Origin of the sequence: Paraburkholderia sp. DD10 (genome assembly GCF_049177125.1) — a bacterium.
GTDB classification, from domain to species: Bacteria; Pseudomonadota; Gammaproteobacteria; order Burkholderiales; family Burkholderiaceae; genus Paraburkholderia; species Paraburkholderia terricola.
Genome location: NZ_CP185392.1, coordinates 1,352,404 through 1,366,295, shown reverse-complemented (window position 1 = coordinate 1,366,295; position 13,892 = coordinate 1,352,404). Strand labels below are relative to the sequence as shown.

The window sequence follows — 13,892 nt, the reverse complement described above, 5'->3', positions numbered from 1 at the left end:
TCTTGCGGCAAGACCATCAGCACCCTTTCTAACAATATCCCCAGCTCATTTCCACACGCACGTCGATGGAAACGCTGAACGGCGAAGTCGAATCTGGAGCCCGTCACATGTTCCGTAGAACCCTCTTACCCATTCCGCTTGCGGCGCTGCTCGCGCTCGCCGCGTGCGGCAACGATACCGTGAGCCCGAGCGCGTCCGCGCCCGCCGCGACGGTGTCGGCACAGGACGCCGTTGCAACGGCCACGCCGATCAAGCACGTGGTCGTGATCTTCGGCGAGAACGTGTCGTTCGATCATTACTTCGCGACCTACCCGCAAGCCGCCAACCCGGTCGGCGAGCCGCAATTCACGGCGGCGGCCGGCACGCCGGCGGTCAACAACCTCAGCAGCAACAACCTCATCGCGACGAACCCGAACGCGCTGCCCGCCTCGCCGAATACGGCGGGCCGCACGGTCGGCCTCGTGACGATTCTCGGCCTCGGCCTGCCGGCAGCCGATCTGCTGCCGTTCCGTCTGGACCGCTCGCAGGCCAACACGGCGAGCCAGAATCACGCGTATGCCGCGGAACAGCTCGCCTACAACAACGGCGCGATGGACTCGTTCCCGCTCTTCACGGCGGCGGGCTCGACGATTGCCGGCAGCACCGGCGCGTTTGCGACGAAGGGCCAGGTGCTCGGCTACTTCGACGGCAATACCGTCACCGCCTTGTGGAACTACGCGCAGAACTTCGCGATGAACCAGAACGCGTACACCGATACCTACGGTCCGTCGACGCCGGGCGCGCTCGCCGTCGTGTCGGGGCAGAACAACGGCGTGATCGTGTCGGGCGGCACTTCCGCCAACGCGATTCCCGATTCGACGGGCGGCTTCACGATGGTCGGCGATCTCGACCCGACCGGCGACGTCTGCACGATCGCGGCGCACAGCACCGTGACGGGCACGATGTCGTCGCAGAACAGGAACATCGGCGACCTGCTCAACGCGAAGGGCCTCACGTGGGGCGGCTTCATGGGCGGCTTCAACCTGCAAACGGTCAATGCGAACGGCACCACCGGCTGCGCACGCTCCACGTTCTCGCAAGTGCTGAACGCGACCAAGACCGACTACGTGCAGCATCATGCGTGGTTCCAGTATTACGCGAGCACGGCCAACCTCGCGCATACGCGCCCGTCGTCGACGGCGCTGATCGGCTCGACCGATCCGCTCGACAACACCGCCACGCCGGTTCACCACCAGTACGACACGGACGACTTCTTCGCCGCGGTGAAGGCGGGCAACTATCCGTCGGTGAGCTTCCTGAAAGCGCCCGCCGTGGAAGACGGACATCCGGGCAACTCCGATCCGATCGACGAGCAGGCCTTCGTCACGAAGGTGGTCAACTTCCTGGAACAGCAGCCTGACTGGAAGAACACCGCCGTGATCATCGCCTACGACGATTCGGACGGCTGGTACGACCATCGCTTCAAGGCGCCGACGAGTTCGTCGTTCGACTCGACCACCGCGCAATCGGCCGGCGGCAAGACGGTGGCCGGCAGCGACAACCTCTCCGGCGCGGGTCAGTGCACGGCGGCGGGCGCGGTGCAGCCGCAAGGCGTGAACGGCGGCGCGGTGAACGGCCGTTGCGGTCCGGGTACGCGCACGCCGTTTATCGTGGTGTCGCCGTGGGCCAAGGTCAATTTCGTCGACGACACGCCGATCACGCAGGCCTCCGTGGTGCGCTTCATCGAGGACAACTGGCTGGGCGGCCAACGCCTCGGCGGCGGTTCGTTCGACGCGAGCGCGGGCAGCATCATGAACCTGTTCGACTTCGCGGGCGCGGGCAAGACGCCGCCGCTGTATCTCGATCCGAACCTCGGCACGAAGCTCTCGGCGCCGCCGGCTATTTAGCGCGCTCATGCCTCATGCCGTGCGGGGCGCGATCCACACAGCCGTATTCGTGCATCGCGCCCGCAAGCAAGGCTTCAAACCCAGCGTGAAAGACCGCGAGATGTAAGCAGGCGTCGAGCCAGTGCAAAGGTGCTGGCTCGATTCGCGTTTTGATCGCACCAATCGAGTTACTTGTCATCAACGCCATGAACCATTCTTCAGACGCCACCTTGCCATCGCCTCTGCCCGCGGGCGGCGAGCCGGGTCCGGCGATCGCCCGCCGCTCGCGGCGCAAGCGGCTTGCATGGAGCGCGGCGGGCATCGCGCTCGCCTTCGTCGTCTATTGCGCGTATGCGCTGATCTACCCCGAGCGCATGCCGCCCGCGGTGGGCGCGATCGTCGAGGAGCTCACCGGCGCGAATCCGCATCCGGTTCATTTGCTGCGTCCGCAAAACGCACCGCTGAGCGCGGTCGCGCTGCTCGGCAAACAGATTTTCTTCGACACGAGCCTGTCGGCTTCCGGCACGCAATCGTGCGCGTCGTGCCACTCGCCGCAGCATTCGTATGGGCCGGATAACGCGTTCCCCGTGCAACTCGGCGGCGCGCATCTGAATCAGGCGGGCTACCGGCCGCCGCCTTCGCTGACGTATCTGTACCGGCAGGCGCCGTTCAGCATCGGCCCGGATCAGGGCGACACCGACGCGCCGGTGGACATGACGCAACTCGCGTCGCAGGCCGCCGGCATGCAGCGCGCGCAAAAGACCGCGCTCGCCGCGCCCGCCGCTCCGGCGATGGTGCCGCAAGGCGGCCTGTTCTGGGACGGCCGCGCCGATACGTTGCAGGACCAGGCGCTTGGGCCGCTGACGAATCCAGTGGAAATGGCCAATGCCACGCCGGAGGATGTCGCGCGCAAGCTGCTGCAAACCCGGTACGTGGATCAGTTCAGGCAACTGTTCGGCCCCGCCATCGTCGGCAACCCGAGCCTGTTGATTTCCGAGGCGATGTTCGCCGTGGGTCGGTATCAGATCGAGGACCCGTCGTTTCATGCGTTCAGCAGCAAGTACGACGACTGGCTCGAAGGCAAGGCGCGTCTCACGCATGCCGAACTGCATGGCTTGCAGCTATTCAACGATAAAGACAAGGCCAACTGCGCGGGCTGCCACTTGAGCCAGCCGAGCAAGGACGGCTTGCCGCCGCTCTTCACCGACACGCAGTATGAAGCGCTGGGCGTGCCGCGCAATCCGGCGATTCCGGCCAACAAGAACCCGACCTTCTTCGACATGGGCGTATGCGGGCCGTTTCGCCACGATCTCGCACAACAGACGCAGTACTGCGGGATGTTCCTGACGCCGACCTTGCGCAATGCGGCGCAACGCAAGGTGTTTTTTCATAACGGCGTGTATCACGATCTGAAGCAGGTGATGGACTTCTATAACCTGCGCAATACCGCGCCGGAAAAGATCTATCCGCGCGACGCGGCCGGCAAGGTGCGGAAGTACGACGATCTGCCGGCGCAGTATCACGCCAACGTCGATGTCGGCGACGCGCCGTTCGATCGCAAGTTCGGCGATCAGCCCGCGATGAACGATCAGGACATACAGGACATCATCGCGTTCATGAAAACGTTGAACGACGGGTATAAGGACGGCAAGTCCTGAAGCGTGACGGCGCACGCATGCCTCGCGCTGCCGCTGCGCTGCGCGGCGTCGTGAGAGCCGGTGAGGTATCCTTGCCGGCTCCACGAACTTTTATCCCTCCCGCCAGATGGCCGATTTTCCCTTCGACGCCGTACTCTTCGACTGCGACGGCGTGCTCGTCGATTCAGAACCCATCACCAACCGCGTGCTCACCGACATGCTCGGCGAGTTGGGCTGGCATTTGAGCGTCGAAGAGACGATGCGCATTTTTGTCGGCAAGGCCGTGAAGGACGAAGCCGCGTTGATCGAGGCGCGCACCGGCTACGCAATCACGGCGGACTGGCTCATGCAGTTTCGCGCGCGCCGCAATGCGGCGCTCGATCGGGAACTGGTGGCGATTCCGGGCGCGGCGGCCGCGGTGCGCGCGCTTCATTCGGCGCTGAACGGACGCATTGCGGTGGCGTCGGGCGCGGACCGCATCAAGGTGGAATTGCAACTCGCCAAGGCGGGCATTCTCGAATGCTTCGAAGGGCGGATTTTCAGCGGTCACGAAACGCCTCGCAGCAAGCCGTATCCCGACGTCTATCTGGCGGCCGCCGCCGCATTGGGCGTGGACCCGCGCCGTTGCGCGGTGGTGGAGGATACGGTGACGGGCGCAACGGCGGGCGTGGCCGCCGGCGCCACCGTGTTCGGCTATTGCCCGAGCGAGTTGGGCCACAGCAGCGCCACCGCCTTGCATGGCGCGGGCGCGGCGCAGATCTTTCGGGACATGGCCGGGTTGCCTCGCCTGCTCGCGGAATGGAGCGCGCGTTAAAGGCGCGTTGCGTTTAACGCTAACGCCGCGTTCGGCTATTCGAACGCGGGGTCGATCGGTACGCGATAGCCCACGGCGAGACGGTTGGTCTCGTTCGCCATGCCGACCACCGCCAGCAGTTCGCCGAACATCTCGTCGGTCATGCCGGCGCGCCGCGCCGCGGCCGTGTGGCTCGCCACGCAATAGCCGCAATTGTTGGTCACGCTCACCGCGACGTAAAGCAGTTCCTTGATCAGCGGATCGAGCGCGCCGGGCGCCATGACATCTTTCAGGCTGTCCCACGTGCGCGCGAGTGTCGGCGGATGGTTGGCGATGAATTTCCAGAAGTTGTTGACGTCGTCCACCTGGCGGGTCTGCTTGATGTCGTCGTAGACCGCTTTGACTTGCGGGGATGCGGTGGAATGGTCGATGGGTTGAAGCTGGCTCATGGGTGCTCCTTTTGGTGCGGGTTGGTGCTGGGTTGGTGATGGGCGGCGCGGCTCGCGCCTTTGTCAATTGTGCCCACAATCTTGCGAGCGGTGCGCGCGGACGGTCGGCGCCGCGATCCAGCGCCGCACTATCGCGGTTTATCGAGCGGCCGCAGCACTTGCCCACTCAAGCTGTCTTCCACATGCCAGCCCGCCGCTCGCAACGCATCACGCAGACGGTCGGCTTCGCTCCAACGCCTGGCCTCGCGGGCCTTTACGCGCTCTTGCGCCAGTAGCGCGACTTCCGCGGGAATCGTGGCGGTGTCGTCTCGCCAGTCAGCGAGACCGAGACCGAGTACCGCATCCAGGCGATCGACGGTCGCTCTTCGCGTCGCGGCAGGCAATTCGCTCCTCACCACGTCCCACAACACCGCCAGTGCGCGCGGCAGGTTCAGATCCAGATCGACCTCGGCCTTGAAGCGGGCCATGCAATTCGCGTCCGGCGTGCCGCCCTCCGGCCACTGTGCGTAAGTGCGGCGCAAGCGTTCCAACGCGGCTTGCGCCGCATTCAGCGCGGCATCGTTAAAACGTAAACTGCTCCGATAATGGGCGCTCAGGCACAAATAACGGTAGGCAAGCGGATCGATGCCGCGCTCGCTCAACGTCCTCAGGCGCACAAAGTCACCTCCCGACTTCGACATCTTGCCGGTGTCCAGCGTGAGGAAATGGCCGTGCATCCAGAAATTTGCGAGTCGCGTGCCGTGGCGCGCCTGAGTCTGCGCGATTTCATTGCTGTGATGCACGGCAATGTGATCTTCACCGCCGCAATGAATATCGAACCACGGTCCGAGATATTTCGCCGACATCGCCGAGCACTCGATATGCCAGCCTGGAAAACCGCGTCCCCACGGACTGTCCCATTCCATTTGACGCGTGGCGCCGGGCGGGCTGAATTTCCACAGCGCGAAGTCCGTCGCATGCCGCTTTTCCCCAAGCGCAATCCGCTTGCCGGCATGCAGGCCCGCTGCGTCGAGACGCGCCAAATAGCCGTAATCGTCCTGCCTGCTCGTGTCGAAGTAGACACCGTCCGTCGTCGTGTACGTGTAGCCATTGCGCTCGAGCCCGTCGATAAAGTCGATCTGCTCGGCAATGTGATCGGTCGCGCGGCACCAGACGGCGGGCTCCAGCAAATTGAGCGCGCGCCAGTCGTCCATGAACGCCGACGTGTACCGTTCGGCAATCGCCCATGCGGATTCGCCGGTGCGCCGGCTGCCCTTTTCCATCTTGTCTTCGCCTTCGTCCGCATCGGAGACGAGATGGCCGACGTCGGTAATGTTGACGACGTGCCGCACGATGTAGCCGTTCAGCGTCAGCACGCGCCGCAGTACGTCTTCGAACACATACGTTCGAAGATTGCCGATATGCGCGTGGTCGTACACGGTGGGGCCGCAGCAGTAGAGGCCAACGTGATTCGCGCGAATCGGCTTGAAAGCGCGCAAGGCGCGCGACCACGTGTCGTACAGGGTGAGCGGCATTTTGATTCTTTCGCGCTGAGTGCTTCATGAATGAAAAAAGCCACCGGTCGTGTGACGGGTGGCCTCAGGGATACGGACGTGTTCAGCTCGACTCGCTAGACGCAAGCTCCCCTCGGCAGGCTGTGACAGCATGCGCGCAAAGAATGCGGACGGGAAAGAATAGAAGCGATCATGGAAACGATGCTAACTGGTGTTTGCGGGCGGGTCAATCTCAAAGCCGTCGAGCCCCACGGCGTGCCATATGCCCGTCGACACAAAAACCCCTTCAAGACGCGCCGATCACATGAGCGCGGTCAGCGCTGTGAACGAGCACGCTTCCAAACCAGAGGTCTTCATGTGCGGGAAGAAAACCGGATGCACGACGACCTGCACGAGAATCTGAACCACCGCGTCATGCAAGAGCGTGATTCAAGAGGCTTGTATCGAAGCGCGCAGAACTGTTTTTGACGCAGCATCCGCGCCGCACATGCCGCACCCGCAATGCCCCCGCCCCATCAGCCCGGCGTGCGGACCGCCACAGCAGCAGGAGCCGCTGCCTGCAAATGATCGCCGCCGTCCGGCGCCGACTCCGCAGGACGTACCGACCGCTCCGATTGCGCCAGCAGCGTGCCGACCGAAGGATCGATCGCATCGGTAAACGGCTTCGGATCGAGGCCGATGGCGAGCACGAGCAACGCCATTGCGCCAAGCAACGCGAACTCGCGCTTGCCGAGATCCTGGAGTTTGGCGACGCGCGCATTGGCAATCGCGCCGAAGATCACGCGCTTGTACATCCACAACGTGTAGGCCGCGCTCAGGATCAGGGTGGAAGCCGCGATCGAGCCGATCCAGAAGTTGAAGCGGATCGCGCCCATCAGCACCATGAACTCGCCGACGAAACCCGAGGTGCCCGGCAGACCGATATTGGCCATCGAGAACAGCATCACGAATGCGGCGAAGCGCGGCATCGTATTGGCGACGCCGCCGTATTCGGCGATCGACGCGGTTTTCGTGCGGTCGTACAGCATGCCCGTACACAACAGCATCGCGCCGGACACCACGCCATATGACAGCATCTGCACGATCGCGCCGGCCTGGCCGATGCGGTTGAAGACGAACAGACCGAGCGTGACGAGCCCCATGTGTGCGACCGTCGAATAGGCGAGCAAACGGCGCATGTCGGTTTGCACGAGCGCCAGCAGGCTCGCATAGATCACCGCGACGAGCGACAGCGCGATCATCATCGGCGCGAAGAAGTGGCTTGCCTGCGGCGCGATCGGCAACGCGAAACGCAGCAGGCCATAACCGCCCAGCTTCAGCATGCCGATCATCACGGCGGCGCCGGTCGGACCGTCGAGGTGAACGTCCGGCAGCCAGCTATGCAGCGGCCACATCGGCACCTTCACACCGAAGGCGGCAAGGAAGCCCAGGAAGATCAGAACCTGCGGCATGGTGCCGAGGCGCGTTTCACGCCATAGCGCGAGGTCGAAGCTGTGCGTCTGACTGTACAGATACAGCATCGACATCAGCATCATCAGCGAGCCGAGGAACGAGACGAAGAAGAACTTCACCGCGGCGTACGAGCGGTTCGAATGCCCCCACGTGCCGATCAGCAGATAGAGCGGAATCAGCGTCGCTTCGAACGAGATGAAGAACAACATGCCGTCGAGCGACGTGAACACGCCTTGCATGAAACCGGACAACATCAGGAACGCGCCGAAGTACTGCGCGGTGCGCTCGGTGATCGACTCCCACGAAGCCACCACGATGATGATCGTCGTGAGCGCGGTCAGCGCGACCAGCCACAACGAAATCCCGTCCACCCCCACATGCCACGCGATATCGAAGGTGGGCGACCAGCGGACGTTCTCGACGAACTGCATCGACGTGACGTCGTTGCGGAAATTCGCGACCAGCGGAATGACCGGCAGGAAGCCCGCCACCGCACCGGCGAGAGCGAGCATGCGGGTGCGGCCGCGGGCCTTGTCCGATCCGGCGCGCAGCACGACCAGGCCGGCAACAATGGGGATCCAGATGAGAAGACTGAGAAGCGGAGGCAATGGCATGTGTTCTTGGATACTTGGTGTGCGAAAACGAGTGCAAAACACCCCTCCAATACTTTCAAATGAGAAAGCATTGAAACGAATTTGAAGGCTTTGGTTCGCTGAGGAAGTCGGGCGGCGCTAAACGACGTTTCTTTGAGGCAAATCAGCAAGGAGTAGGAGATTACCCTTATATAAAAGATTTTGCAGCGCATCAATGAAAAAAGTACTAGGCGAAATGCGCCATTGCCAGGAACGCTCTTGAACGAAAAGACGGAATGTGCAGACGCACATTCCGTCACTCGTCAAACGAGGAAGACGAAGGGCTGCATGCCCCAAAGCGAGGCATGAGGAGAAGAGGAAGCCGCGGCTGGACTACGCGATGTTATGTTTTTGAAAGTATTCGGCGACGGGAGCAGGTTCTTCTCATCGCCCTATTACGTTCGCGCCTAATTCGTTGAGCGCCGGCGCGAGCCGCGCCCCGACACCACGTTGCCGGTACTGTCGAGGATCGCGACGTCGGTCTGTTGCTCCGTCTCGCTGATCGCGGTTGCCGAGGGAAGCATCGGGTACGCCGCGTCCGCACCCGTTTGCTGCGCGTCGTCACCGGTTGCGGTGATCCACGCCTCGAATTCGCGCGCGTAGTTCGCGAAGCCCTGCCGCGCCGTGGCGATCAATTCAAGCTGATTCTGCGCGACGATTTCGCCGAGATGCGTCACGTAGGCTTTCGCCTTGGTCGCGGCGGCTTCGGTCAGTTGCGTCTGCAAAAAGAACAGGTCGAATGGCGAGGCAGGCGACAGCGCTTCGGACACAATCGCCTGACGCTCCGCGAGACTCGTTTTGATCGCCTGCACATTCAACTGCGTCACTTTTTCGAAACCCTCGAACGCACGTTGCGCGAAGTCGCCAAAAGCGGCGATGCCGGCGCTCTGTGTGTCGACAAGTTGCTGCGAGATCTGGCTGGTCATGGTGCACTCCGGAAAGGACGTTTTCGCCGCGCTGAGGCTGGCGAGCAGTCGTCGACCGCCGCTGGGTCGCACCAAGCGCTGTTCCATCGGGGTACGGCGGCGAACGATAATGAAGCGCGTATCGGAGCGCGCGCAGCGAGCCCTGCGCCACGCCGGCAAGCCGCTTATACTGCGCCGGTTCACAAACAACACGCATGTGCGGCGCGCACATTCATCGGCCGCCGCCACGCCGCCCTCTTCTGCCTGACTGACCGGATACCGCATGCCTGGTGAGGACACTGCCGTTCCCGCGCTCGAGTGCCGCGGACTGAGCAAAAGCTATGGCGCCGGCCGCATCGTGCTGGCGCAACTCGATTTCACGCTGGAGCAGGGAGAATTCGTCGCGATCATGGGCGACTCGGGCGTCGGCAAATCGACGCTGCTCAATCTGATCGCCGGTCTCGACAGCGCGGATAGCGGCGAGGTGATCATCGACGGAAGCGCCGTTGCGCGTCTCGACGACAATGCGGCTACGCGTCTGCGCCGGCAAAAACTCGGCTTCGTGTTCCAGGCATTCCACGTGCTGCCGCATCTCACGCTCGCGCAAAACGTTGCGCTGCCACTGTTGCTGAACAATCTGTCCACGGCCAGTGCGCTCGACATGCTCGCGGCGGTCGGCTTGAGCGGCCGCGGCGACGATTTTCCGCGCCAACTCTCCGGCGGCGAATTGCAGCGCGTCGCGATCGCACGCGCGCTCGTGCACCATCCCAAACTGATTCTCGCCGACGAACCCACCGGCAATCTCGATCCCGATACCGCGCACGACGTGCTCGCCCTGTTTCGCGCGCAAAGCAAGGCAACGGGCGCGGCCACGATCATGGTCACGCACTCGCAAGCCGCCGCGGCAATCGCCGACCGCATACTGATTCTGAGCGATCGCGGTTTGCACGCATCGTCCGGGCACACCGCGCGATCCGACCATGACGCGCACTGAGCCACGTTCACTGCCGCGCAGGCACGGACACCGCCTGCTCGCGCGCTGGCTGCTCGGCGCCGAATGGCGCAGTCATCGCGGACGCGCGCTGGTCGCGATCGCCACCATCGCGCTCGGCGTGGCGCTCGGTTACGCGGTGCAATTGATCAATAGCGCGGCCTTCATTGAATTCTCCGCGGCGGCCCGCAGTCTCTCGGGCGTCGCGGATCTTCAGGTGCGCGGCGCGCACGCTTCATTCGACGAGTCCGTTTATCCGCGCCTCGCAACCGAGCCCGGCGTCGCGCTGGCGAGTCCCGTGCTCGCGCTCGACGTCACCGTGCCGAATCAAAGCGCCGCGCTGCCGGTGCTCGGCATCGACGTCTTCAAGGCGGGCCGCATCGCGCCCGATCTGACCGGCGTGCCGTCGCCGGACCGGCCGTTCGATACGCTCGCGAGCGACACGGTGTTTCTCTCCACGGCGGCGCAGCAATGGTTGAAGGTGACAACCGGCGACCGCATCGCGCTGCGAAGCGGCACGTCCATCGTGCATTTGCGCGTGGCCGGCGGCCTGGTGAGAACGCGTCCGGGTCAGCGGCTCGCCGTGATGGATATCGCCGCCGCCCAATGGAAGTTCGGCAATGCCGGCAAGCTCTCGCGCGTCGACTTGCTGCTCAAACGCGGTGTGGATCGCGAGCGCTTCAGGCGTGAACTGCAGGCACGCCTGGGCAACCAGTGGGTGATCGCCGAAACACGCGATGCCGAGAGCTGCACCGATCGTCTATCGCGCGCTTATCGAATCAACATGAACGTGCTCGCGCTGGTCGCGCTTTTCACCGGCGCGTTCCTCGTGTTTTCGACGCAGGCGCTGAGCGTCGTGCGGCGGCGCGCGCAATTCGCAATGCTGCGCGTACTCGGACTGACACGCGGCCAGTTGCTGCGCCAGATCCTGATGGAAGGCGCGTTGCTCGGACTGCTCGGCTCGCTCTCCGGGCTCGCGCTCGGCTATGCGATGGCGAGCGGCGCGCTGCGCTTTTTCGGCAGCGATCTTGGCGGCGGCTACTTTCCCGGCGTAGAGCCGCAAGTCGGCTTCGAACCGCTCGCCAGCGCGCTGTTTCTGACGCTGGGAATCGCGGTGTCGGTATTCGGCAGTCTCGCCCCGGCGTTGGAAGCGGCCCGCGCGAAGCCCGCGGCCGCGCTCAAGGCGGGCGCCGAGGAAGGCGCGTTGGCGCGGCTCGCCACGCCGTGGCCCGCTCTACTGTGCCTGCTCGCCGCCGCCGTTCTCACGCGGTTGCCGCCCCTGTTCGATGCGCCGATTGCCGGCTATCTCGCCGTCGCGCTGTTGTTGCTCGGCGGGATCGCGCTGATGCCGCGCGTGACCGCGCTCCTCTTCGGCGCGGCGAGCCGTGCGTTCGGCGCGCGGCGTCGCGTGAGCGCGGCGGGCACGCTCGCGCTGGCGCGTCTCGCGAATGCGCCGGGCCACGCGTCGATCGCGATGGGCGGCGTGTTGTCGAGCTTCGCGCTGATCGTCGCGATGGCGATCATGGTGGCCAGCTTCCGTGTTTCCGTCGAGGACTGGCTGGGTCATCTGCTGTCGGCCGATCTGTACGTGCGCGCAGCGCCGAACGGCGATACCGGCGGCTTGCGTCCCGCTGAACAGACGCTGCTCGCAGCCGTGCCCGGCATCCGCAAGGCGGCGTTCGCCCGCACGTCGCATCTCACGCTCGATCCCGCGCGCCCGGACATCGCCGTGCTCGCGCGTGAAATCGACGCCGCCGATCCCGGCGCGAACCTGCAAATGACCGGCGCGATACTGAGTCCGTCCGAGCTTCACGAAGACGAAACACCCATCTGGGTATCCGAAGCCATGATCGATCTGTATGGGTACCAGCTTGGCCGGCGCGTGCAATTGCCGCTTGGCGAGCGCGGCCATGTATTCGTCGTGGCCGGCGTGTGGCGCGATTACGTGCGGCAGACGGGCGCGATCCAGATACGGCTCGCCGACTATCGCCGCCTGACCGCCGACACGAGCGCGACCGATGTGGCCGTGACCCTGCAGCCGGGAACGAGCGTCGAACGCGTGGTCGCGGGATTGCGCGCGCTGCCCTTCGGCGCATCGCTGGATCTGTCGCTACCCGGCGAGATTCGCGCGCGCACGCTCGTCATCTTCGACCGGAGCTTCGCGGTCACTTATCTGCTGGAGGCGGTGGCGATCGTGATCGGCCTGTTCGGCGTGGCCGCGACGTTTTCCGCGCAGACGCTCGCGCGGGCTCGCGAGTTCGGCATGCTGCGGCACGTGGGTGTGACGCGCTCGCAGATTCTCGCGATTCTCGCGCTCGAAGGCGGCATGCTCACCGCTTGCGGCATTGCGTTGGGTTTCGCGCTCGGCTTCGCGATCAGTCTGATTCTGGTGTTCGTCGTCAATCCGCAATCGTTTCATTGGAGCATGTCGCTGCACGTTCCGTGGACCGTGCTGGGCACGGTCGCGCTGGTGATGCTGGCTTCGTCGTGCTCGACGGCGGTGATCGCGGGACGCGGCGCGGTGTCGGTGGATGCGGTGCGCGCGGTGAAGGAGGATTGGTGATGCGGGCGCTACTTTGCGCGGGCGTTTTGCTGGCTTCGTCGGTGTTCGCCGCGACGCCGGAGTTTGCAGCGGTAACGCCGGGCCATTCGATCTCGCTGGCGCAGGACAGCGGCGCGCATGACGGTTTTCGCACCGAGTGGTGGTACGCAACCGGCTGGCTTGATACGCCTGACAAACAGCCGCTCGGTTTTCAGATCACGTTCTTTCGCTCGGCAACGGGTCATGATCCGGCCGATCCGAGCGCGTTCGCGCCGTCGCAATTGATCATCGCGCATGCCGCGTTGAGCGATCCGGCGTTGGGGCATCTCGCGCACGATCAGCGCATTGCCCGCCAGGGTTTCGGACTCGCTTATGCGAAGCCGGACAACACCGACGTCAAACTCGATGCATGGAAAATCGTTCGCGCCGCAGACGGCCACTATGACGTCACGGTCGACGCGGACGGCTTCTCGCTGCATCTCGCGCTGACGCCGACGCAAGCGCCCTTGCTCCAGGGCGAGCGCGGCTATTCGCGCAAGGGTCCGCGGCCTGAACAGGCGAGCTATTACTACAGCGAGCCGCACTTGCGCGTAACCGGCACTGTCGTTCGACCGGCCGCGGCGGGCGGCAGATCGAAGGACGGCACGGTCGTCACGGGCGCCGCGTGGCTCGATCATGAATGGTCGAGCACGCTGCTCGACGCGAATGCGCTCGGCTGGGACTGGCTCGGCGCCAATCTGACGGACGGCTCGGCGTTGATGGCGTTCAGAATTCGCGGTCGCGATGGGCGCGCGATGTGGGCGCATGCGGCAATGAGAAATCGCGCCGGCGAAGTGACGACCTTCGGCCGCGATCAGGTCGACTTCACGCCGGTACGCACGTGGCGCTCGCCGCGCACGAATACGCCCTATCCGGTTTCGATGACGGTCAAGACCGGCGCGCTGACATGGCGGCTCGATCCCTTGATGGACGACCAGGAACTCGATTCCAGGCAATCGACCGGTGCGGTGTATTGGGAAGGTGCGGTGCGGGTGAGCCGCGATGGCGCGGACGTCGGACGGGCGTATCTGGAACTCACCGGCTATGCGGACGCGCTGCGAATCGGCAGGGATTGAAGGCGAAAGACCAGCGGG

At 64.3% G+C, this 13,892-nt stretch carries 11 protein-coding genes; 7 read left to right on the top strand and 4 right to left on the bottom strand.

All coding sequences use genetic code 11. The features are described 5' to 3' along the window. The first annotated feature begins 107 nt into the window (after window positions 1-107). The 3 genes from ACOCG7_RS06265 (at window position 108) to ACOCG7_RS06255 (ending at window position 4,316) form a co-directional block, all read left to right on the top strand. A complete protein-coding gene (locus ACOCG7_RS06265; protein WP_421377249.1) occupies window positions 108-1,886 on the top strand; it encodes a phospholipase C in 1,779 nt (592 codons plus the stop codon). A 185-nt stretch (window positions 1,887-2,071) separates the two neighbouring features. After that, window positions 2,072-3,523 carry a cytochrome-c peroxidase gene (locus tag ACOCG7_RS06260; RefSeq protein ID WP_421377247.1) on the top strand — a complete coding sequence of 484 codons (1,452 nt, stop codon included), beginning with the start codon at window positions 2,072-2,074 and terminating at the stop codon, window positions 3,521-3,523. A gap of 106 nt (window positions 3,524-3,629) precedes the next feature. Further along, window positions 3,630-4,316, top strand: coding sequence for an HAD family hydrolase (locus ACOCG7_RS06255; protein WP_073431148.1), 687 nt, complete (start codon window positions 3,630-3,632; stop codon window positions 4,314-4,316). Between the two features lie 35 nt (window positions 4,317-4,351). Here the strand turns inward: ACOCG7_RS06255 and ACOCG7_RS06250 are convergent, their stop codons facing one another. Beyond that, the gene (locus ACOCG7_RS06250) at window positions 4,352-4,744 is read right to left on the bottom strand and encodes a carboxymuconolactone decarboxylase family protein (RefSeq protein WP_421377244.1); all 393 of its coding nucleotides are present in this window, start codon (window positions 4,742-4,744) and stop codon (window positions 4,352-4,354) included. A 128-nt stretch (window positions 4,745-4,872) separates the two neighbouring features. Then, window positions 4,873-6,258, bottom strand: a complete 1,386-nt coding sequence (gene cysS / locus ACOCG7_RS06245) for a cysteine--tRNA ligase (RefSeq protein ID WP_073431150.1) — start codon at window positions 6,256-6,258, stop codon at window positions 4,873-4,875. A 171-nt stretch (window positions 6,259-6,429) separates the two neighbouring features. On the opposite strand from cysS, the gene ACOCG7_RS06240 reads away from it, so the two are divergent. Next, entirely contained in the window at window positions 6,430-6,705 is a 276-nt protein-coding gene (locus ACOCG7_RS06240) for a hypothetical protein (protein ID WP_154873584.1), read from the top strand. Window positions 6,706-6,752: 47 nt separating this feature from the next. On the opposite strand, the gene ACOCG7_RS06235 is transcribed toward ACOCG7_RS06240, so the two are convergent. Both ACOCG7_RS06235 and phaP read right to left on the bottom strand, forming a co-directional pair. Then, window positions 6,753-8,303, bottom strand: coding sequence for a complex I subunit 4 family protein (locus ACOCG7_RS06235; protein ID WP_421377241.1), 1,551 nt, complete (start codon window positions 8,301-8,303; stop codon window positions 6,753-6,755). A 425-nt stretch (window positions 8,304-8,728) separates the two neighbouring features. After that, the gene (gene phaP / locus ACOCG7_RS06230) at window positions 8,729-9,247 is read right to left on the bottom strand and encodes a TIGR01841 family phasin (protein WP_421377239.1); all 519 of its coding nucleotides are present in this window, start codon (window positions 9,245-9,247) and stop codon (window positions 8,729-8,731) included. 262 nt (window positions 9,248-9,509) lie between these two features. On the opposite strand from phaP, the gene ACOCG7_RS06225 reads away from it, so the two are divergent. The 3 genes from ACOCG7_RS06225 to ACOCG7_RS06215 are packed head-to-tail and all read left to right on the top strand — an operon-like array spanning window position 9,510 to window position 13,874. Beyond that, window positions 9,510-10,220, top strand: a complete 711-nt coding sequence (locus ACOCG7_RS06225) for an ABC transporter ATP-binding protein (RefSeq protein WP_421377237.1) — start codon at window positions 9,510-9,512, stop codon at window positions 10,218-10,220. Continuing rightward, a complete protein-coding gene (locus ACOCG7_RS06220) occupies window positions 10,207-12,780 on the top strand; it encodes an ABC transporter permease (RefSeq protein WP_421377235.1) in 2,574 nt (857 codons plus the stop codon). The genes ACOCG7_RS06225 and ACOCG7_RS06220 overlap by 14 nt, the downstream gene beginning before the upstream one ends. After that, window positions 12,780-13,874 (top strand): lipocalin-like domain-containing protein, encoded by a 1,095-nt coding sequence (locus ACOCG7_RS06215; RefSeq protein ID WP_421377233.1) that lies wholly within the window; start codon window positions 12,780-12,782, stop codon window positions 13,872-13,874. The genes ACOCG7_RS06220 and ACOCG7_RS06215 overlap by 1 nt, the downstream gene beginning before the upstream one ends. Window positions 13,875-13,892: the final 18 nt, after the last annotated feature.

What these genes read in the sequence shown, in the direction of transcription:
- ACOCG7_RS06265 (WP_421377249.1), top strand. Translation starts at nt 108, where the DNA reads ATGTTCCGTAGAACCCTCTTACCCATTCCGCTTGCGGCGCTGCTCGCG.
- ACOCG7_RS06260 (WP_421377247.1), top strand. Translation starts at nt 2,072, where the DNA reads ATGAACCATTCTTCAGACGCCACCTTGCCATCGCCTCTGCCCGCGGGC.
- ACOCG7_RS06255 (WP_073431148.1), top strand. Translation starts at nt 3,630, where the DNA reads ATGGCCGATTTTCCCTTCGACGCCGTACTCTTCGACTGCGACGGCGTG.
- ACOCG7_RS06250 (WP_421377244.1), bottom strand. Translation starts at nt 4,744, where the DNA reads ATGAGCCAGCTTCAACCCATCGACCATTCCACCGCATCCCCGCAAGTC.
- cysS (WP_073431150.1), bottom strand. Translation starts at nt 6,258, where the DNA reads ATGCCGCTCACCCTGTACGACACGTGGTCGCGCGCCTTGCGCGCTTTC.
- ACOCG7_RS06240 (WP_154873584.1), top strand. Translation starts at nt 6,430, where the DNA reads ATGGAAACGATGCTAACTGGTGTTTGCGGGCGGGTCAATCTCAAAGCC.
- ACOCG7_RS06235 (WP_421377241.1), bottom strand. Translation starts at nt 8,303, where the DNA reads ATGCCATTGCCTCCGCTTCTCAGTCTTCTCATCTGGATCCCCATTGTT.
- phaP (WP_421377239.1), bottom strand. Translation starts at nt 9,247, where the DNA reads ATGACCAGCCAGATCTCGCAGCAACTTGTCGACACACAGAGCGCCGGC.
- ACOCG7_RS06225 (WP_421377237.1), top strand. Translation starts at nt 9,510, where the DNA reads ATGCCTGGTGAGGACACTGCCGTTCCCGCGCTCGAGTGCCGCGGACTG.
- ACOCG7_RS06220 (WP_421377235.1), top strand. Translation starts at nt 10,207, where the DNA reads ATGACGCGCACTGAGCCACGTTCACTGCCGCGCAGGCACGGACACCGC.
- ACOCG7_RS06215 (WP_421377233.1), top strand. Translation starts at nt 12,780, where the DNA reads ATGCGGGCGCTACTTTGCGCGGGCGTTTTGCTGGCTTCGTCGGTGTTC.